The sequence below is a fragment of the Pseudomonas sp. WOUb67 genome (genome assembly GCF_050058005.1).
Classification (GTDB): domain Bacteria; phylum Pseudomonadota; class Gammaproteobacteria; order Pseudomonadales; family Pseudomonadaceae; genus Aquipseudomonas; species Aquipseudomonas putida_R.
Genome location: NZ_CP170112.1, coordinates 6260364 through 6279807, shown reverse-complemented (window position 1 = coordinate 6279807; position 19444 = coordinate 6260364). Strand labels below are relative to the sequence as shown.

17 protein-coding genes and 1 pseudogene are annotated in these 19444 nt (G+C 60.7%); 16 read left to right on the top strand and 2 right to left on the bottom strand.

Annotation, left to right across the window (positions count from 1 at the left end):
• Nucleotides 1–65 precede the first annotated feature (65 nt).
• Entirely contained in the window at nt 66–1622 is a 1557-nt protein-coding gene (gene norR, locus ABOC32_RS27840) for a nitric oxide reductase transcriptional regulator NorR (protein ID WP_426809629.1), read from the bottom strand.
• 154 nt (nt 1623–1776) lie between these two features.
• Here norR and hmpA point away from each other — a divergent pair, with 154 nt between their 5' ends.
• The 12 genes from hmpA (at nt 1777) to ABOC32_RS27780 (ending at nt 13612) form a co-directional block, all read left to right on the top strand.
• Nucleotides 1777–2955: an NO-inducible flavohemoprotein gene (gene hmpA, locus ABOC32_RS27835; RefSeq protein ID WP_426809628.1), complete on the top strand. Its 1179-nt coding sequence runs from the start codon at nt 1777–1779 to the stop codon at nt 2953–2955.
• 433 nt (nt 2956–3388) lie between these two features.
• Nucleotides 3389–3895: a disulfide bond formation protein B gene (locus ABOC32_RS27830; protein ID WP_016484939.1), complete on the top strand. Its 507-nt coding sequence runs from the start codon at nt 3389–3391 to the stop codon at nt 3893–3895.
• A 559-nt stretch (nt 3896–4454) separates the two neighbouring features.
• Entirely contained in the window at nt 4455–5399 is a 945-nt protein-coding gene (gene cyoA / locus ABOC32_RS27825) for a ubiquinol oxidase subunit II (RefSeq protein WP_043204139.1), read from the top strand.
• A gap of 3 nt (nt 5400–5402) precedes the next feature.
• Nucleotides 5403–7421, top strand: coding sequence for a cytochrome o ubiquinol oxidase subunit I (gene cyoB, locus ABOC32_RS27820; RefSeq protein WP_086978127.1), 2019 nt, complete (start codon nt 5403–5405; stop codon nt 7419–7421).
• A gap of 3 nt (nt 7422–7424) precedes the next feature.
• Nucleotides 7425–8048, top strand: a complete 624-nt coding sequence (cyoC, locus tag ABOC32_RS27815; RefSeq protein WP_043204143.1) for a cytochrome o ubiquinol oxidase subunit III — start codon at nt 7425–7427, stop codon at nt 8046–8048.
• The gene (gene cyoD, locus ABOC32_RS27810; protein WP_043204144.1) at nt 8048–8380 is read left to right on the top strand and encodes a cytochrome o ubiquinol oxidase subunit IV; all 333 of its coding nucleotides are present in this window, start codon (nt 8048–8050) and stop codon (nt 8378–8380) included. Before cyoC ends, cyoD begins: the two co-directional genes overlap by 1 nt.
• Nucleotides 8381–8391: 11 nt before the next feature.
• Nucleotides 8392–9279 (top strand): heme o synthase, encoded by an 888-nt coding sequence (cyoE, locus tag ABOC32_RS27805; RefSeq protein WP_025337747.1) that lies wholly within the window; start codon nt 8392–8394, stop codon nt 9277–9279.
• A 335-nt stretch (nt 9280–9614) separates the two neighbouring features.
• Nucleotides 9615–10823 carry an alanine transaminase gene (gene alaC / locus ABOC32_RS27800; RefSeq protein WP_016501427.1) on the top strand — a complete coding sequence of 403 codons (1209 nt, stop codon included), beginning with the start codon at nt 9615–9617 and terminating at the stop codon, nt 10821–10823.
• A 205-nt stretch (nt 10824–11028) separates the two neighbouring features.
• Nucleotides 11029–12156, top strand: a complete 1128-nt coding sequence (locus tag ABOC32_RS27795) for a hypothetical protein (RefSeq protein WP_426809627.1) — start codon at nt 11029–11031, stop codon at nt 12154–12156.
• A gap of 126 nt (nt 12157–12282) precedes the next feature.
• Nucleotides 12283–12666: a YkgJ family cysteine cluster protein gene (locus tag ABOC32_RS27790; protein ID WP_016501425.1), complete on the top strand. Its 384-nt coding sequence runs from the start codon at nt 12283–12285 to the stop codon at nt 12664–12666.
• A 446-nt stretch (nt 12667–13112) separates the two neighbouring features.
• The gene (locus ABOC32_RS27785; protein ID WP_426809626.1) at nt 13113–13364 is read left to right on the top strand and encodes a hypothetical protein; all 252 of its coding nucleotides are present in this window, start codon (nt 13113–13115) and stop codon (nt 13362–13364) included.
• The gene (locus ABOC32_RS27780) at nt 13361–13612 is read left to right on the top strand and encodes a DUF3077 domain-containing protein (RefSeq protein WP_426809625.1); all 252 of its coding nucleotides are present in this window, start codon (nt 13361–13363) and stop codon (nt 13610–13612) included. Before ABOC32_RS27785 ends, ABOC32_RS27780 begins: the two co-directional genes overlap by 4 nt.
• Nucleotides 13613–13719: 107 nt before the next feature.
• Here ABOC32_RS27780 and ABOC32_RS27775 read toward each other — a convergent pair.
• Nucleotides 13720–14391 (bottom strand): annotated as a pseudogene (locus ABOC32_RS27775) (RHS repeat-associated core domain-containing protein); the annotation flags it as partial.
• Between the two features lie 317 nt (nt 14392–14708).
• Between ABOC32_RS27775 and ABOC32_RS27770 the strand changes: the two are divergent.
• From ABOC32_RS27770 to ABOC32_RS27755, 4 genes are all read left to right on the top strand, one after another.
• A complete protein-coding gene (locus ABOC32_RS27770; protein ID WP_426809624.1) occupies nt 14709–15272 on the top strand; it encodes a GNAT family N-acetyltransferase in 564 nt (187 codons plus the stop codon).
• A 56-nt stretch (nt 15273–15328) separates the two neighbouring features.
• Nucleotides 15329–15856, top strand: coding sequence for a sigma-70 family RNA polymerase sigma factor (locus ABOC32_RS27765; protein ID WP_426809623.1), 528 nt, complete (start codon nt 15329–15331; stop codon nt 15854–15856).
• The gene (locus ABOC32_RS27760) at nt 15853–16824 is read left to right on the top strand and encodes a FecR family protein (RefSeq protein ID WP_426809622.1); all 972 of its coding nucleotides are present in this window, start codon (nt 15853–15855) and stop codon (nt 16822–16824) included. The genes ABOC32_RS27765 and ABOC32_RS27760 overlap by 4 nt, the downstream gene beginning before the upstream one ends.
• A 76-nt stretch (nt 16825–16900) precedes the next feature.
• A complete protein-coding gene (locus ABOC32_RS27755) occupies nt 16901–19426 on the top strand; it encodes a TonB-dependent siderophore receptor (protein ID WP_426809621.1) in 2526 nt (841 codons plus the stop codon).
• The last annotated feature ends 18 nt before the right edge of the window (nt 19427–19444 follow it).

The following is a 19444-nucleotide window of genomic DNA, read 5'->3' as shown; positions in this document are numbered from 1 at the left end:
GAGATATAGCAGTCAGGCAGGAAGCAACCAGAGGCTTTCTGGGTTAATCCTTTTGTAGGTGAACCTCAGCGAAGCCCCAGCCGGCGGGCCAATCGGCTCAGGTTTGCGCGGTCCAGGCCCAGCTCGCGCGCGGCTGCCGCCCAGTTGTCCTGGTGGCGTTGCAGGCAAGCTTCGATCACCTGGCGCTGGTAGAGGTCAACCGCTTCGCGCAGGCCGCCTTCAGGCAATGCTGCTACCTGGAGCGGGGTTGTAGGGGAGGGCAGGGGGGCCGGTGTTGCCGAAGGCTCGCGCAGGTCCAGGTCGATGGCTTCGAGTGTGAGGATGCGGGGCCGATCGGGGTGTTGGCCGAGTGCCTTGAGGGCTGAGCGGCCGATCAGGTGTTCCAGCTCGCGCACGTTGCCTGGCCAGTCGTAGGCCAGCAGCGCGGCCTGGGCTTCGTGGCTCAGTCGCAGGCTGTTCAGGCCCAGGCGCGAACGGTTCTGTTCGAGGAAGTAGCCAGCCAACAGCAGTACATCTCGACCACGTTCGCGCAAGGGCGGCACGTGCAGCGGGTACACGCTGAGGCGGTGATAGAAGTCGGCGCGGAAGTTGCCGTTGCGCACTTCTGCTGCCAGGTCACGGTTGGTGGCGGCAATCAGGCGCACGTCCACGCAGTGCTCGCGGTCCGAGCCCAGGCGTTGCAGCTGGCCGCTTTGCAGTACACGCAACAGCTTGGCCTGGACGGTGAGTGGCAGTTCGCCTACTTCGTCGAGGAACAGCGTGCCGCCATTGGCCAGCTCGAACTTGCCGCGGCGCTCGCCGTGCGCACCGGTGAAGGCACCGCGTACATGGCCGAACAGTTCGCTTTCTACCAGGGTGTCGGGCAGGGCGGCACAGTTGAGGCTGACCAACGGCTTGTCGGCGCGGCTGCTGGCCTGGTGCAGGGCAAGGGCCACCAGTTCCTTGCCGACACCGGTTTCGCCGGTGATCAGCACGGTCAGGTCGCTGCCGCCGACCAGGCGGATTTCCTCTACCAGGCGTTTGTGCGCCGGGCTCTGGCCAATCAGTTCTTTATCCTGGCCACTGGCCTGGCGGTAGATCTCGGCGCGGTGGTGTTCGTCCTCGGCGCGCAGGGCCAGGTGCTCGATGCGCTCGGCCACGGTAACGGTGGCAGCGGCCAGGCTGGCGAAGGCCTGCAGGGCATCCAGTTCCAGGCTCTGGAACTGCCCGGGGGTGAGGGCATCGAGGGTGACCAGGCCCCAGGGGCGTTCATCGACCATCAACGGGCAGCCCATGCAGTCGTGCACTTCAAGGTCGGCATCCGGGGCATTGACCAGGCCATCGTAGGGGTCGGGCAGTTCGGAGTCGCTGGCAAAACGGGTGGGTTCCGGGCGGCTGAGCAGGATCTGGAACCGTGGGTGCTCACTGACCCGGAAGCGCCGGCCCAGGGTGTCGGGGCTCAGGCCGTCCACCGCCAGTGGCACCAGCCATTCACCATCCAGGCGCAGCAGCGCGGCGGCATCGCACGGCAGCAGGCCGCGCATGGCCTGCAACAGGCGGCGGTAGCGTTCCTGGTCGGGCAAGTCGCGGGACAGGTCGCTGACCAGGGGCAGCAAGGCGGTGAGCAATGGCTTTGTGGTCATAAAGACTCCTGTGAGTCGATATGACTATACGCCGGGGTGGGTCGTTTTGACATGACCTGCGTCAAGCCCCTGATTTTGTTGGCTATAAAAGTTGGCACGATTGCTGAAATGGCCAGGGCAGTCATTTGAAGCCACAGGCTCAGGAGTTGTCGCAATGCTCAATGCCGAACAACGTGCAATCATCAAAGCCACTGTACCCCTGCTGGAAAGCGGCGGCGAAGCGCTGACCACCCACTTCTACAAGATGATGCTCAACGAGTATCCAGAGGTCCGCCCACTGTTCAACCAGGCCCACCAGGCCAGTGGTGACCAGCCACGGGCCCTGGCCAACGGCGTGCTGATGTATGCCCGCCACATTGATCAGCTGGAGCAACTGGGCGGCCTGGTCGGGCAGATCATCAACAAGCATGTTGCCCTGCAGATTCTGCCGGAGCACTACCCGATCGTCGGCAGCTGCCTGCTGCGCGCCATCGAGGAAGTGCTGGGCAAGGACATCGCCACCCCTGCGGTGATCGACGCCTGGGCGGGTGCCTATGGCCAGTTGGCCGACATCCTGATGGGTGCCGAAGAAAACCTCTATAAAGAGAAGGAAGAGGCCGAGGGCGGCTGGCGCGGTACCCGCGAATTCCGCCTGGTACGTCGCGAGCAGGAAAGCAGCGAGATCGTCTCGTTCTACTTTGCCCCGGTAGACGGCAAGCCGGTGCTCAAGGCCGAGCCAGGCCAGTACATCGGCCTGAAGCTGGACATCGACGGTGTCGAGCAGCGCCGCAACTATTCCCTGTCGGCGCTGTGCGATGGCAAGGAGTACCGCATCAGCGTCAAGCGCGAGGCGGGCGGCAAGGTTTCCAATTACCTGCACGATGAGCTGGTGGTGGGCGAAACCCTGCAACTGTTCCCCCCTGCGGGTGATTTCACCCTGGCTGCCAGCGACAAGCCGCTGGTGCTGATCAGCGGGGGCGTGGGCATCACGCCGACCCTGGCGATGTTGCAGGCGGCGCTGCAAACCCGGCGTGAGGTGCATTTCATTCACTGCGCGCGTAACGGCTCGGTGCATGCCTTCCGTGACTGGGTCGATGGCCTGGCGGCGCGTCATCCGCAGCTCAAACGCTTCTACTGCTATGCCGAGACGGAAGGTGGCGCCGCCGCCGATGCCGTGGGCCTGCTGAGTGAAGACCTGCTGGCCGAGTGGTTGCCGCAGGAGCGTGATGTGGATGCCTACTTCCTTGGGCCCAAGGCCTTCATGGCGGCGGTGAAGCGCCAGTTGAAGGGCCTGGGTGTGCCAGAGCAGCAGAGCCGCTACGAGTTCTTCGGGCCGGCGGCTGCCCTGGAGTGATGTAACACCTGTGCCGGCCTCTTCGCGGGCTTGCCCGCTCCCACAGGTACCCCACAGCATTTGAAGCCGGTGGAGTCCTGTGGGAGCGGGCAAGCCCGCGAAGAGGCCGGCACAGGCTTACATGATTACTTCCTGCCTATATATAAAGGAAAGATGAAACCGGGCGCTGCGCTTTCATCTTTAATCCTCCTTTAATCACGGTATCCTTCACTCCCGGGTGTCGAGGGGCTTGCCCCTGCGCGGCACCCGGGCAGCCGTTTTTTTGCCGCCCGGCGTTGAACCGACGTCGTTGCGGCCGGTCTCAGCCACACCGGATAGCCCTGCGCAGTGCTGTCACGCCGCTTCCTCGGCACGCTCAAAGGCCCTGCCCAGCGTGTAGACTTGCGCTCAGGCAGGCGGACCACGCTGCCACTATCCATCGAAGGAACCGGCAATGAACGAACAAACATCGCGCCTGAATCGGGAACGGCGCTTTCTGGTGCTGTTGGGCCTGATCTGCCTGTCGCTGATCGGCGGCGCCCTCTATATGCAAGTGGTGCTGGGCGAGGCACCTTGCCCGCTGTGCATCCTGCAGCGTTACGCGCTGCTGTTCATTGCCGTATTCGCTTTCATCGCCGCTGCGATGCCCGGGCGCCGCAGCCTGACCTTCTTCGAGGCACTGGTGGTGCTAAGCGCAATTGGCGGAATCATTGCGGCCGGCAACCATGTGTATATACTCGCCAACCCCATGGTCAGCTGTGGCATCGATACCCTCCAGCCGATCGTTGACGACCTGCCGCTGGCCAAACTCTGGCCGCTGGCGTTCCAGGTCGACGGCTTCTGCAGCACGCCGTACCCGCCGCTTCTCGGCTTGTCGCTGGCGCAATGGGCGCTTGTGGCGTTCGTGCTGACCGCCATCCTGGTTCCGCTCGGGATCTACCGCAACCGACGCCAGGCTTAGACAAAGGTCCTGAATTGCATGTGGTCTTTTACACCGCATGAGAAGAGGGAAATGTCGCTCACCGCTTGATCCAGATCAACCACGAAGCCTTGCAGAATGCGGCTTTGAGGCCTAGCAAGCGGGGTGCGACAAACTGTCGCGAAGTTGAATAATTGAGCAGCATTGTTGCGTATTCTGTAAAAGACTGTTGCTCAATAAGTCATAGTCAAGGGTTGGCGACCTCACTACAATCGCCCCCAATTTCCGTTCGGCACTGCTTGCGAGTCGCAGGATTGAAGGAAGCCCCAGCGCTCCTTTTTGCTGACTTCGTCAAGTTTCGCCCAACGGCGATACCGGGCGGACCCCCCTCCGCGTTTTCCCGCACCAAATGGACTTGGTCTGAAGTACAGGCCTGTTGCCTACGAAACCATAAGCACCGCTAACACGCTTGAAGCCAAGGTCCTGCAGTCGGACCCCAGGCAGGAGCGAGTACGGGCGCAAAATGCCTCACTTGGCAGGACGAAGTGTTGGCTACCAAAACACAAATTGCATTGAAGCAAGCTGATCTAGAGGTCGTGAGATGAGTAAAAAGCGTTACCCCAGACTGTTTGGCATATTGCCCTTTTTAGGCATGCTTTTACTCAGTGGGTGCAACTGGACCCTGCTCGACCCGAAGGGCCAGGTCGGCATTGAGCAAAAGAACCTGATCCTGATCGCTACCGGCCTCATGCTGCTGGTGGTCATTCCTGTGATCATCATGACCCTGGCGTTCGCCTGGAAGTACCGTGCTTCCAACAAGGCTGCCACCTACACCCCTGACTGGTCGCACTCGACCAAGATCGAGGCCGCGGTGTGGATCATCCCGATCCTGATCATCATCGCCCTGGGTTACGTCACCTACCACTCCACCCACAAGCTGGACCCGTACCGTCCGCTGGATTCGGACGTGAAGCCGATCCAGATCGACGTGGTCGCACTGGACTGGAAGTGGCTGTTCATCTACCCGGAACAGGGCATTGCCACCGTCAACAAGATCAACTTCCCGGCTAACACCCCGGTGAACTTCCGTGTCACCTCCGACGCCGTGATGAACTCGTTCTTCATCCCGGGCCTGGGTGGCCAGATCTACGCGATGGCCGGCATGACCACCAAGCTGCACCTGATCGCCAACGAGAACGGTGTGTTTGACGGTATCAGCGCCAACTACAGCGGTGCTGGTTTCACCGGCATGAAATTCAAGGCTACTGCCACCTCTCAGGAAGACTTCGACAAGTGGGTCGCCGAGGTCAAGCAGTCGCCGTTGAAACTGGGCAAAGCCGAGTACGAAGCTCTGGCCAAACCTAGCGAATACAACCCAGTCGCGCTGTACAGCGAGGCGCCAGCAGAGCTGTTCCAGTCCATCGTCGACAAGTACGAAGGCATGAACCGCGGCAAGCCGGTCCACGAAGAAGCAGGCAGCAAAGATCTGGCCACAACCAAGGGTGTGGAATCGAGTATGCAACCAGCTGCCGGTGCAGAGGAGTAAGAGATGTTCGGTAAACTAAGCCTGGAGGCGATACCCTATCACGAGCCGATAGTCATGGTGACGCTTGCCATGATCGCGCTCGGCGGTATCGCTGTCGTCGGTCTTATCACCTATTTCCGCAAGTGGACCTACTTGTGGAGCGAGTGGCTGACTACTGTCGACCACAAAAAGATCGGCGTGATGTACATCATCGTCGCGATGGTCATGCTGCTGCGCGGCTTTGCCGACGCCATCATGATGCGTACCCAGCTGGCTGCCGCTACCGGTGGCTCCGAAGGCTACCTGCCGCCTGAACACTATGACCAGATCTTCACCGCTCACGGTGTGATCATGATCATCTTCATGGCGATGCCGTTCTTCACCGGCCTGATGAACCTTGCGGTTCCTCTGCAGATCGGTGCACGTGACGTTGCCTTCCCGTTCCTGAACTCCCTGAGCTTCTACCTGCTGCTGGCAGGCGTGCTGCTGGTCAACATCTCGCTGGGCGTTGGTGAATTCGCCAAGACCGGCTGGGTTGCCTATCCGCCGCTCGCAGGCATTCAGTACAGCCCTGGGGTGGGTGTCGACTACTACATCTGGGCGCTACAGCTATCCGGACTGGGTACGACGCTTACCGGCGTGAACTTCCTCGTCACCGTGATGAAGATGCGCGCACCTGGCATGAAGCTGATGGACATGCCGATCTTCACCTGGACCTGCACCTGGGCCAACGTGCTGATCGTTGCTTCGTTCCCGATCCTGACTGCTGCACTCGCACTGCTGACTGTTGACCGTTATCTGGACTTCCACATTTTCACCAACGAGCTTGGTGGGAACCCGATGATGTACGTCAACCTGTTCTGGGCGTGGGGTCACCCTGAGGTTTACATCCTGATCCTGCCGGCCTTCGGCGTGTTCTCGGAAGTTACCTCGACGTTCTCTGGCAAACGCCTGTTCGGCCACCACTCGATGATCTACGCATCGGGCGCGATCGCCATCCTCGGCTTTGCAGTATGGCTGCACCACTTCTTCACCATGGGTGCCGGCGCCAGCGTCAACACCTTCTTCGGCCTGGCGACGATGCTGATCTCCATCCCGACCGGTGTGAAGCTGTTCAACTGGCTGTTCACCATGTACCAAGGCCGTGTGCGCTTCACCGCACCGATGCTCTGGACCCTGGGCTTCATGGTCACCTTCTCCATCGGTGGCATGACCGGCGTACTGCTGGCCGTTCCAGGTGCTGACTTCGTTCTGCACAACAGCCTGTTCGTAATTGCGCACTTCCACAACGTGATCATCGGTGGCGCGGTATTCGGCTACATCGCCGGTTTCGCCTTCTGGTTCCCGAAAGCCTTCGGCTTCACCCTGAACGAGAAGTGGGGCAAAGCTGCCTTCTGGTTCTGGCTGTCGGGCTTCTACGTTGCGTTCATGCCGCTGTACGCCCTGGGCTTCATGGGCATGACCCGTCGTCTGAACCACTCCGACAACCCACTGTGGGAACCCTACCTGTACGTAGCCGTTGTCGGCGCCGTGCTGATCCTGTTCGGTATCGCTTGCCAGCTGATCCAGATCTTTGTTTCGGTCCGCGACCGCAACCAGAACCTGGACGTGACCGGCGACCCATGGGGCGGCCGTACCCTGGAATGGTCGACTTCTTCGCCACCTCCGTTCTACAACTTCGCTCACATGCCTGAGAAAGTTGGCCTGGACTGCTGGCACGAAGCCAAAGAAGCCGGTGTTGCCTACAAGGTGCCGGGCAAGTACGAAGCGATCCACATGCCGAGCAACACCTCCACCGGTTTGTTCATGGGCCTGCTGCTGACCGTATTCGGCTTTGCCTTCATCTGGCACATCTGGTGGCTGGTAGGCGCGAGCCTGGTAGCAACCATCGCAGTCTTCGTTCGCCACGCTGCACGTGACGACCAGGGCTACATGGTTCCGGCCGAAGAAGTGGCGCGCATCGAAGGCGAGCGTCTGAAAGCGCTGGCCAAAGCAGGTGCTCTGCCTGCCGGCGCACGTGTCGAATCGTTTGAGCGGGTGTAATCAATGTCCAGTCAAGTAATGCACGGCGCTGCTCATGGTCACGACCATGGGCATGACGACCACCACCACGACTCGGGCCAGATGACCGTACTGGGTTTCTGGCTGTACCTGATGACCGACTGCATCCTGTTTGCGTCGCTCTTCGCCACCTACGCGGTGCTGTCCGGCAGTTTTGCCGGCGGCCCGTCGGGTCATGACATCTTCCAGCTCGATTTCGTAGCTGTTGAAACGCTGTTCCTGCTGCTGTCCTCGATCACCTTCGGCTTCGCCATGCTGAAGATGTTCGATGGCAAGAAAGCCGGTGTACTGGGCTGGTTGGCTGTGACCTTCCTGTTCGGTGCAGGCTTCATCGCGATGGAAATCTATGAATTCCATCACCTGATCAGCGAGGGCTTCGGCCCGCAGCGCAGTGGCTTCCTGTCGGCGTTCTTCGCCCTGGTAGGTACCCACGGTCTGCACGTGACTGCCGGCCTGATCTGGATGGCAATCATGATGTACCAGATCAACAAGCACGGCATCACGCCGACCGCCAAGACCCGCATGAGCTGCCTGAGCCTGTTCTGGCACTTCCTGGACGTGGTCTGGATCTGCGTGTTCACCGTCGTCTACCTGCTGGGAGTTCTGTAATGGCTAGCGCACACGACACTCATCACGAAGGCAACCACGGCAGCGTCAAGTCGTACATGATCGGCTTTGTACTGTCGATCATCCTGACCGCGATCCCGTTCGCGCTGGCGATGACTGCCAGCCTGCCGAAGAACCTGACCGTTCTGATCATTGTTGCCATGGCTGTGATCCAGGTGGTTGTACACCTGGTGTACTTCCTGCACATGGACCGCTCGAAAGAGCAACGCAACAACGTGTCGACGTTCCTGTTCACCGTACTGGTAATTGCACTGCTGGTCGGCCTGTCGCTGTGGATCATGTTCAACATCCACGTCGAAATGATGGCCAAGTGAGGTAAGACTGCATGTCCGTTAAGCACTTTATCCAAATCACCAAACCGGGGATCATTTTCGGTAACGTGCTTTCCGTGGCAGGCGGTTTCTTCCTTGCCTCGAAGGGCCATGTGGACTTCGCCTTGTTCCTGGCGGTGGTGATCGGTACTTCGCTGGTGGTTGCGTCCGGATGCGTGTTCAACAACTGCATCGACCGTGACATCGACCACAAGATGGAGCGCACCAAGAACCGCGTCATGGTGCAGGGCGGCATGTCGCTGCCCCTCGCGCTGATCTACGCCACCCTGCTCGGGGTGGCGGGTTTCAGCCTGCTGTATGTCCAGGCCAACCCACTGTCGGCGTTCTGTGCGCTGATCGGCTTCATCGTCTACGTCGGTTTCTACAGCCTGTGGCTGAAGCGTAAATCGGTGCACGGCACCTTGGTCGGCAGCCTGTCGGGTGCCATGCCTCCGGTGATCGGCTACTGCGCCGTCAGCAACAGCTTCGACCTGGCTGCGGTAACCCTGCTGGTGATGTTCAGCCTGTGGCAGATGCCGCACAGCTTTGCCATCGCAATCTTCCGCTTCAAGGATTACAGCGCTGCCAACATCCCGGTCCTGCCGGTGGCACGTGGCATCCTCGCGGCGAAGAAGCAGATCGTGCTGTACGTGCTGGCCTTCGTGCTCGCCACCTTGATGCTCACCCTCGGCGGTTACGCCGGCCTCGGCTACCTGGCCGTGGCAGCTGCCATGGGCCTGTACTGGCTGTACATGGCATGGGGTGGCTACAAGGCCGAGGACGACAGCAAGTGGGCCCGCAAGGTGTTCGGCTTCTCCATCCTCACCGTCACTGCCCTGAGCGTGATGATGGGTGTGGACAGCCAGACCGCTGCGGACGTGCTGATGACCTACGCACGCTGATACTGCTGCCTGCTTCACGAAAACCCCGGCCATGTGCCGGGGTTTTTTTATGCCTGTTTTCCTGTGCCGGCCTCTTCGCGGGCTTGCCCGCTCCCACAGGGTATTGCACGGGCTTCGAATCCTGTGTGGTCCCTGTGGGAGCGGGTTTACCCGCGAAAGGGCCGGTACAGGAGACATAAAATTCAGATTTTCAAAAAATACATCTGAAAAAATATAATAAAACAGGAAATTGTCCTTTACAGATATCCTGTTTCGGCACTATCTTCTGATTCAGGCCGCCACATCGGCCAGCGTCGCTCGGACGGTTCCGGGCGCTTACGTACTCAGAGGAAGCCATGGCCAACCCAGGTTCGCCGCGCCGCTTTGCGCGCATCGATCGTCTCCCCCCTTACGTCTTCAACATCACTGCCGAGCTCAAGATGGCTGCCCGCCGTCGTGGCGAGGACATCATCGACCTGAGCATGGGCAACCCCGATGGCGCCACGCCGCCGCACATCGTCGAGAAGCTGGTGCAGGTCGCCCAGCGTGAAGACACCCACGGCTATTCCACCTCTCGCGGCATCCCACGCCTGCGCCGGGCCATTTCCAACTGGTACAAGGAACGCTACGAGGTCGACATCGACCCGGAAAGCGAAGCCATCGTCACCATCGGCTCGAAAGAAGGCCTGGCCCACCTGATGCTGGCCACGCTCGACCAGGGCGACACGGTGCTGGTGCCAAACCCCAGCTACCCGATTCACATCTACGGGGCGGTCATCGCCGGTGCCCAGGTGCGTTCGGTGCCACTGGTGCCGGGAGTGGACTTCTTCAACGAACTCGAGCGGGCCATCCGCGAGTCGATCCCCAAGCCGAAGATGATGATCCTCGGCTTCCCGTCCAACCCCACCGCCCAGTGCGTGGAGCTGGACTTCTTCGAGCGTGTGGTGGCCCTGGCCAAGCAGTACGACGTGCTGGTGGTGCATGACCTGGCCTACGCCGACATCGTCTACGACGGCTGGAAAGCCCCGTCGATCATGCAGGTGCCTGGCGCCAAGGACATTGCGGTGGAGTTCTTCACCCTGTCCAAGAGCTACAACATGGCGGGCTGGCGGATCGGCTTCATGGTCGGCAACCCCGAGCTGGTCAACGCCCTGGCGCGGATCAAGAGCTACCACGACTACGGCACCTTCACCCCGCTGCAGGTGGCAGCCATTGCCGCGCTGGAAGGTGACCAGCAATGCGTGCGTGACATTGCCGAGCAATACCGCCAGCGCCGCAACCTGCTGGTGAAGGGGCTGCACGAGCTGGGCTGGATGGTCGAGAACCCCAAGGCATCGATGTACGTGTGGGCGAAGATCCCTGAGCAGTATGCGCACATGGGCTCGCTGGAGTTTTCCAAGAAGCTGCTGGCCGAGGCCAAGGTGTGCGTGTCGCCGGGCATCGGCTTTGGTGAATATGGCGATGACCATGTGCGCTTTGCCCTGATCGAGAACCAGGACCGCATTCGCCAGGCCATCCGCGGCATCCGGCAGATGTTCCGGGCTGACGGGTTGGCCCGCAAGTAAGCAACCGGGGCCGCTTTGCGGCCCATCGCGACATACAGGTACAGCGCCGTTTTCAAGCGATGCGCGGTCCCTGTAGGAGCGGCCTTGTGTCGCGATGGGCTGCAAAGCAGCCCCTCGATTTTGCAGCAGGGCGAGCTTTCCGCCTGCATTTCACCGATCACCCTACCTATCTTCAGCACTCATTTCTCATCACAGAGACCCACCCATGAGTGTCTTCACTGCCTACTTCTGCGGCACCGGCTCGCACCGCTTCGACGATGCCAACCCAAATTTCTGGAACGGCGAGCTGGTTTCGACCCTGGCCAGCAACGACCAGGGCCGCGAGTTCGCCCACTGGATCGCCGTTGACGGCCCCGGCAGCGGCAACCTTCAGGATGACAAGCTATTCGTCGAGCCCGGCGGCTACTTCAACTGGACCGGCCAGTTGTTCGGCCGCGGCTGGGAAGAAAACGTCAATCACGTGCTGCAGGTGATCAAAGGTGAAAGCAGCTGGCAGCGCACCAAGCTGAGCGAGGACGAATACACGCGGCTGAAGGACGCTGGCGTACCTGTCCCGGACGTATCCTCCGCGGCCTCGTGGTTCTGGCGCACCTACGACTACGGTGACCGCCACCCGACCCCGCAAGAGTTGCAAGAGCGCATCATCAGCATGTTCCGCAAGCCGCGCATTCCCACCCAGGTCAACCTGGTGGGCTGGAGCCGGGGCGGCATCAGCTGCCACATGCTGGCCAACGCCATGGCGAAAGACCCGATACTGCGCAACGTACCGGTGAATATTTTTGCGATTGACCCGGTGCCTGGTGTCGGCAATGTGCAAGCCGAACGCACCACGCTGGCGGCAAACGTGCGCGAATATGTTGGCTTCTACTCGCGGGATGAGCGTTCCAAAGGGTTTGCCTGTGTGATTCCTTCAGTCGCCAGTGGCACGCAGATCTGCATTTATCCGATGCCGGGGCGTCATGCCACGCTGGTCGGCAATGCATCGGCCGATGGTGCTAGCGATGGCAAAGTGCTCAGGGAGCCCGGGCTGATCGTTCGCCATCTCGCCGAAGTCTGCCTGACCCGCTGGGGTGTTCAGCTGGACAAACGACTGGCCTTGAATGACAGCCAGTTGATGAAGCATCACCAGGCCATGGCGGCAGCCGAAGCGCAGTACCAAGCCATGCGCAGGAACTCCTACACGGTGCTGACCGAGGGTGATAAGCACGACCGGTTGGTGCACTGCGGCGAAGCCCGCACGCACTTCAGCAAGGTGTGTGGTGATGACTATGACCCCACCGAAGGCCTGGCGCTGCAGCGTTGGGATGCCACCACCTACAAGGCATTGCGCTGAATGAAGCGGGCGGCCGGATCAGTGGCAAATTTATTTGCATGCGCCCTCTATCCAGCCGCCCCGGGTTCGATTAAAAATGGCGCCGCGGGCCAGCCCCGATAACAACAACCTTCCCTCCGTGGCATCATGTCTGAATATAACCCTTGCCTTGACTGCGGCGCCTGCTGCGGGTACTTCCGTGTGTCCTTCTTCTGGGGCGAATGCCAGTCTGCCGGGGGCGTTGTGCCGGATGACCTGGTGGTACAGATCAACCCCACCCGCGTTGCCATGATCGGCACCGATGCCAAGCCATGCCGCTGTGTCAGCCTTGAGGGCGAGATCGGTAAGGAAGTGGCTTGTACCATTTATGCCAACCGTTCCAGCCCTTGCCGCGAGTTCGAGGCATCGTGGGAGGGTGGGGTGCATAACCCCAGCTGCGACGATGCGCGTGCCGCGTATGGGCTGCCACCACTGACCCCGCCAGGGGCCAACGAGCCGCATTGGCCGGATGATGGGGCAGAGGTGGCCTAAGTCATTTTCGCTAGCCTGTACTGGCCCTATCGCCGGCAAGCCAGCTCCCACAGGTATTGCACAGGGCTCAGATCCTGTGGGGACCTTGTGGGAGCTGGCTTGCCGGCGATAGGGCCATCAGCTGTAAGAATATTCTGAACCTGAAACCAAATGCTTCAGGTTGCCAGGGATTGGGAATTATCCTACGACCTCTGTCGGATGCCGTCTGACATACGGGGAAATACTCCAGCGGTAACTTCATGGCTCGCTCAAAAGGCGAGCGGCCGTGAGAAGCTGCAGTATTACCCAGTCATGCCTACCTGTTATGGCAGCCGTGCGCGTGCAGACTTCGGTCTGGCCGCGAATGAGTCTGGGATGCGGTCTTCTCACCTCGCGTACGGTTGCCACCCAATCTGTGAGAAGGACGAGGTGGTCGATTTTCAGATAAATATCCCAGAGATTTCATCATGAAGAAGGTCGTCCCCGATCCACCCAGCGTGTTCCCAATCCCATACTCAACAATCATCGCCGACCTTCCCTACGAGGAGGCGAAGTCCCATGCCACCATTGTCATGGACAGCCTCTCCAATACGGTCAAGCAATTCATCGCAGCAGAAGACCCCGCTCAGCGTTCCACCCACCTGGAAACCCTGTCAATATCCGCCGTACTGCTTCACGCCCTGCTAGCCCACATGAAAACGCTGGAGGCACAGGCATGAGCGAACCCCTCAAATCCCGCACCACCGCAGGCGTGGAAAAATTCCTTGATCTGTACCGTGTAGAACCGGGCGTACCGCTCGACCTGGCATTCGATGAATTGTCGGTGCTGATCGGCTGCATCAAGCACCTGAACGAAGAAGCCGAGATGGAGGGCGACAAGATCGCCGGAAGCGCAGCGCGCATCTTGAGTGCCATGGCCAAGGCCCTGATCAATGACATGGAAATGGGGTTGAGTCGCGGCAATTGAGAGATTTTGGGCCGCAGTTGCGGCCCAATCTCGTCTGAGCAGACGAAACAATGGAGGTTATGAGCCAGCATCTCTATGAGTAGTGGGCTGACAGGCTCCATTCTATGTCAACCGAGTTGTCGAACTATAATGCCTCGGTTTTGTGTGGCAAATGCATTGTTTGTTTGAGTCGGCTGAATTTGAAGACTTCGGGTTGTTAAAGGAGGAAAGTTTTCTTTGTGGTTAATCTGTAAACGGCGATTTTCAGTATTTGCCTGATGCATGCCGTCTAACTCTACACTCTCACGATATAGATGCTGCTCCGATACATCCAATAATTCTATAGCCTGTTGCGTATGTTGTTTCACTGCTTGCATGTGCTCAGATTGCGATTGACGACTTGTTGACGTCATGGCTAATTGGCGAGACCGGCCGGCTGCCTGGTCGTGCCGCTGGGATGCCTGAGATGCATCAAAAGCAAGTGCCCTAGCATCCTGAGCTCTGAGGTAATGAGTTTCGGCACGTCGCAATAGATCTGCAGACAGAGCTGGCCTAGGATTACCTGAATAGCTGCGTGGCCGATTCGAGTTGATTCTTTTCAATGGGACGCGGATCTGACCGCTGGCATCTGAAAAGTTGACTGGGTCGCCCGAACAATAGCAATAGCAATTCAGCCCGCCCAACAAGAAAGGGCTTTGCCTATCAGGGGAGCAGAATCGCATTGCTGTTGGGCTGAAGGCGCGATGGCCATTGCCAAGATAATATCGCTCGGTTGACTTGTCCAGATTTTCCCCGTTGAAGGCTAGTGTTGTTGACTAGTGTTGTTGCAGCTAAATAAATATGCGGAGTAAAGCCGTAGGGGGTGTAATTCATTGAGGTGTTCCCATCTTGATTTACGTAGGTGAACAACTTGAGTAACGGTGGCAGTTAACGATTGATCTTCTTCAAAGAAAGTGCAACTGACACTTTTATCAGGTGACTGTGGAGATATTTTTGAAATTTGACGAAACGCGGCTCCGGCAAGGAGCAGGGGCCTGAGCCTTGAAACTGGCGGGTGCTTGATTGCGACGCTTGACGTTAAACTGTCATCTCCCCAGCAATGGACAGGAGATCCGGCGTGACCCCACCCCGCAGTTTCCCCAGTGACCTCTGCCTCGACAGCCCGCGGTTGCACTTGCGCCCCATGCGCCATGCCGACGCCGCGCAATGGCTGGCGATCATGGCCGACCCCGAGGTCATGCGTTATTGGCACCATGCCCCCTGGCAGAATTTGGCCGAGGCCGAAAGCGCCCTGGCCGCCGACCGCGAAGCCTATGCCAATGGTGACCAGCTCAAGCTTGGCATGTACCGCCGTGACAACGGCGAGCTCATTGGCATGGTGCAGTTGTTCAACATCGACGATGTCTCCCGCCGTGGCGAGATCGGCTATTGCCTGGCCAGCGCCGTACAGGGCAGGGGCTACATGGACGAAGCGCTCACCTGCTTTATCGACTACCTCGCCCATACCCTGCACATGCGCCGCCTTGAAGGCGAAATCGACCCGCGTAACCAGGGCTCGGCACGTACCCTCGAACGCCAGGGTTTCGTGCTTGAGGGCACGCTGCGGGCGCGTTGGTGCGTGGCCGGCGAGCTGTCCGACTCGGGTATCTACGGCTTGTTGCTGGAACCCGCTGTTGCATAGTCTTACGGCGAATAGCTACTATTCGGGAACAATTCTCACTTGTGTCCCGGTGCCCCATGCCCGTAGCCGACTCAACCAGCCCGTACCCGCTTGAACAGCTGTACAGCGAGCACCACGGCTGGCTGTTCAGCTGGCTACGCCGCAAGCTGCGCTGCTCTCACAGCGCAGCGGACCTTACCCAGGACACCTTCGTGCGCATCCTGGCCTCGCGTGATGCCTTGCTGGGCATGCGCGAGCCACGCGCCTACCTCAGTACCACGGCGCGCCGCCTGCTGATCGATCGGGTACGCCGGCAGCAGATCGAAGAGGCTTACCTCAGTGAGCTGGCCCAGGCTGCCGAGGCGCTGGAAGGGCACCAGTCCCCCGAGAGCATCCTCATCACCCTTGAGGCGCTGGAGCAGATCGCCTTCCTGCTTGAAGGCCTGCACGTGAATGCACGCGAAGCGTTCGTGGGTTACTACCTGGACGACCTGACCCAGGCGCAGATTGCCGAGCGCCTGCAGATTTCCCCGCGCATGGTGCGCAAGTACCTGGCCCAGGCCCTGATTCATTGCCACCGCACGCTGGATATCGCCGAGCCGTGAGCCCGACCCGGATCGAACAGGAAGCTGCCGAGTGGGCCCTGTGCCTGGGTGAAGGCGAACTGGATGCTGACGATGCGCGTGAGTTCGAGGCCTGGCTGCAGGCCGACCCACGCCACGGCGCTACATTGCGCCGTATGCAAGGCGTGATCAGTCAGGTGCAGGCGCTACGCCAGCAACGCGGGCCGGTGGGTGCCGGGCTGCGCGCCGGTATACCGCCCTCAGCGCCACGCTCTGGGGCCCGGCGTACCTTGCTCGGCCTGGCGTTGGCGGCTTCGTTGCTGGGCGCCATGCCATTTGCCGGCTTATCGCCACGGGACTGGCTGGCCGACCTGCACACCGCCCCGGCCGAGTGGCACAGCGAAATTCTGGCAGATGGCTCGTACCTGACCTTGGCGGGTAATTCTGCCGTGGACGTGCAGTTCAGTGCTGGCGAGCGGCGTATCCGCCTGCTGCATGGCCAGGTGCTGGTGGATGTCAGCCATGACCCTGCGCGGCCGTTCGTGGTTCAAACCGACGAGGGCAGCTTCAAGGCCCTGGGTACTCGCTTCGTGGTTAGCCAAGGTCGCGACCGCAGCGAGCTGACCATGCTCGAATCCCGGGTTGAAGCGCGCAGCGCCGTGTCTGGCGACAAGTTGGTCGCCGGGCGTGGTGAACGCGCCTGGGTAGCCCGCGACGGCCTTGGCCCGCTGCCGGCCATCGACCCGGCCCGCGTGGACCAAGCCTGGCAACATCATCAATTGGTGGCCGAAGGCGTGCCGCTCGATCAGGTACTTGACGCGTTGTCGCAGCAACGGCGCGGCGTGCTGCGCTTCGACCGACAGGCGATGCAGGCCATCAAGGTGTCGGCGGTACTGCCGCTGGATGACAGCGAGCGCGCCCTGCGCCTGCTGGCCGAGGCGCTGCCGATTCGTATCGGCGGTTTTGGCCGCTGGTGGACCACGGTCGAGCCCGCCCCGCGAGAAAATTGAGCAAGGTGGTTCCGCTTCTGCGCAGTGGCCCGTCAAACAAGAGGCCAACCGATCAAGAACAAGGAGCCGATCCACCATGCGCCGATTCCCTGGCCACCCCGTCCTCAGCCCGCTAGCCCTGGCCTTGCGCCTGTCCTGCGCCGGGCTGGCCCTCTCCCTTGCGGCCTTGCCGGCCGTGGCTGAGGAGGCCGCCCGCCGTAGCTTCGATGTGCCCGCCGGCAACCTGGCCGAGGCCCTTGGCAGCTATGCCCAGCAGGCCGCCGTGTCGCTGGCCTTCACCCCGCAAGCGCTGGCCGGGCTGCAAAGCAACGGCTTGCACGGCCTGTATTCGGTGGACAGCGGTTTTGCCGTGCTGCTGGCGGGCAGTGGCTATCGGGTGGAGCGCAGCGACAACGGCTACCGGCTGGTGGCCGAGCCGCAGGCGGCAGCAAGCGGTGACGCGATGGAACTGGGCGTGACCACCGTGGCCGGGCAGGGCATGGGCGAGAGCACCGAGAACACCGGCTCCTATGCGCCGGGCTTGATCAGCGTGGGCTCCAAGAGCCCGACCAGCCTGCGCCAGACGCCGCAATCGGTGTCGACGGTGACCCGCCAGCTGATCGAAGACCAGCAGCTCACCGACATCAATCAGGCGATGAAGGTGACGCCGGGCATCGTCACCCAGAGCACCACCTTCCGCACCCAGGACTTCCTCTCGCGCGGTTTCAGCATCCAGAACCTGCAAATCGACGGCGCTGCGCCGCAGGCGTTGGGTACCGCAATGGGCTCGTTCTATTCGTCGAACATCTTCGAGCTGGCCGAGTTCGACCACATCGAGGTGCTGCGCGGTACCGCTGCGCTGTATGGCGGCTCGGGCGACCCGGGCGGCATCATCAACATGGTGCGCAAGCGGCCGACTGCCTACAACCAGCTCAAGCTGACCCTGTCGGCCGGCAGCTGGGACAACTATCGCCAGGAATTCGACCTGTCCGGCCCGCTGGGCTGGGATGGCCGCCTGCGCGGACGCCTGGTGATGTCCAACACCGATCGCCAGTATTTCACCGACAACCGTTCCACCGAGCGGCCGCTTGTCTATGGCGTGCTGGAAGCAGACGTTACCGACGACACCATGCTCACCTTCGGTGCGCGCTACAACAAGTCCCACGAGAACGGCACCAACAGCGCGGTGCCCCGCTACAGCAATGGTGCTGACCTGAACCTGCCACGGCATACCGGCCTGACCAAGAACTGGGCCTACCTGGATGCCACCGCGCGCGAGTACTTCGCCAAGGTTGACCACCGCTTCAACGACGACTGGAAGCTCAACCTCAGCTACACCAATACCTGGGACCTCGGGCTATTCAAAACAGCTACCACCCTTAACGCGGTAGACCCGGTGACCAATACCGGGGCGACCTGGTACGGCACGTCGACCCGCCAGGAGAACGAGCAGCACTTGTACGACGGTAACGTCTCCGGCCACTTCCAGGCCTTTGGCCTGGACCATGAAGTGGTGATCGGTGCCGATTACCAGAAGATCGACAGCCGCTGGCTGGGCACCGCGCCGTACGCTGCATCGGGCTCGCCGGCCAATGTGTTCGACCCCGACAGTTCGGCCTTCGACGACCCTGGCAACGGGCGTGACTACAAGCGCGACTACAGCCCCAACTCGCAGCGCCAGTATGGTTTGTATGGCAGCCTGCGCTTGCAGCTGGCCGAACCGCTGCACCTGATCGTCGGTGCGCGTGCACAGCGCTTCCACTTCTGGCAGACCTACACCAACAACCTTGTGACGCCGGCCAGCATTTCCAGCCCCGAGCAGCGCATCGGCACCAAGGTCACGCCGTTTGGCGGCCTGGTCTATGACCTGGACGATCAATGGTCGGCCTATGCCAGCTACTCGGAAATCTACAAACCGCAGTCCAGCAGGATCAGCGGCCCGGCAGAAACCGGCTCTGCGCTGGAGCCGATGACCGGCAAGACCTACGAAACCGGCCTCAAGGGTGAACTGTTCAACGGCGCGCTCAATGCCAGCGTGGCGCTGTACTACACCACTCGCGAAAACGAAGCGGTGCAAGACCCGAACTTCCCGTCGACCAGCGCCGGCTTCTCGGGCAGTTGCTGCTATGTGTCCAACGGCAAGGTGGTGAGCAAGGGCATCGACATGGAGCTGTCTGGCGAGCTGTTGCCGGACTGGATGCTGGTGGGGGGCTACACCTTCAACCTCAATCGCAACCGCAGCGCCGACACCCCGCTGAGCACGGTGATGCCCAAGCACCTGTTCAAGCTTTACACCACCTACCGCCTGCCGGGCATGTTCAGCGACTTCAAGGTCGGCGGCGGCGTGCAAGTGCAAAGTGCCACCTACACCTCCGGGACGGTGAACCGCTATGACAGCAATGGCGCACTGGCGGAGCGCAATGTGCCCTTCGATTTCGACCAGAGCGGCTATGCCATCTGGAACGCCCTGGTCGACTACCGTGTGGATGACAACTGGAACGTCACGCTCAACGGCAACAACCTGTTCGACAAGAAGTACTACGCCACCGTGGGTACCTCGACCTATGGCAACTTCTACGGTGAACCACGCAACTTCATGGTCACCCTGCGCGGCACCTATTGAGGGTCTGGAAGCGGGGCA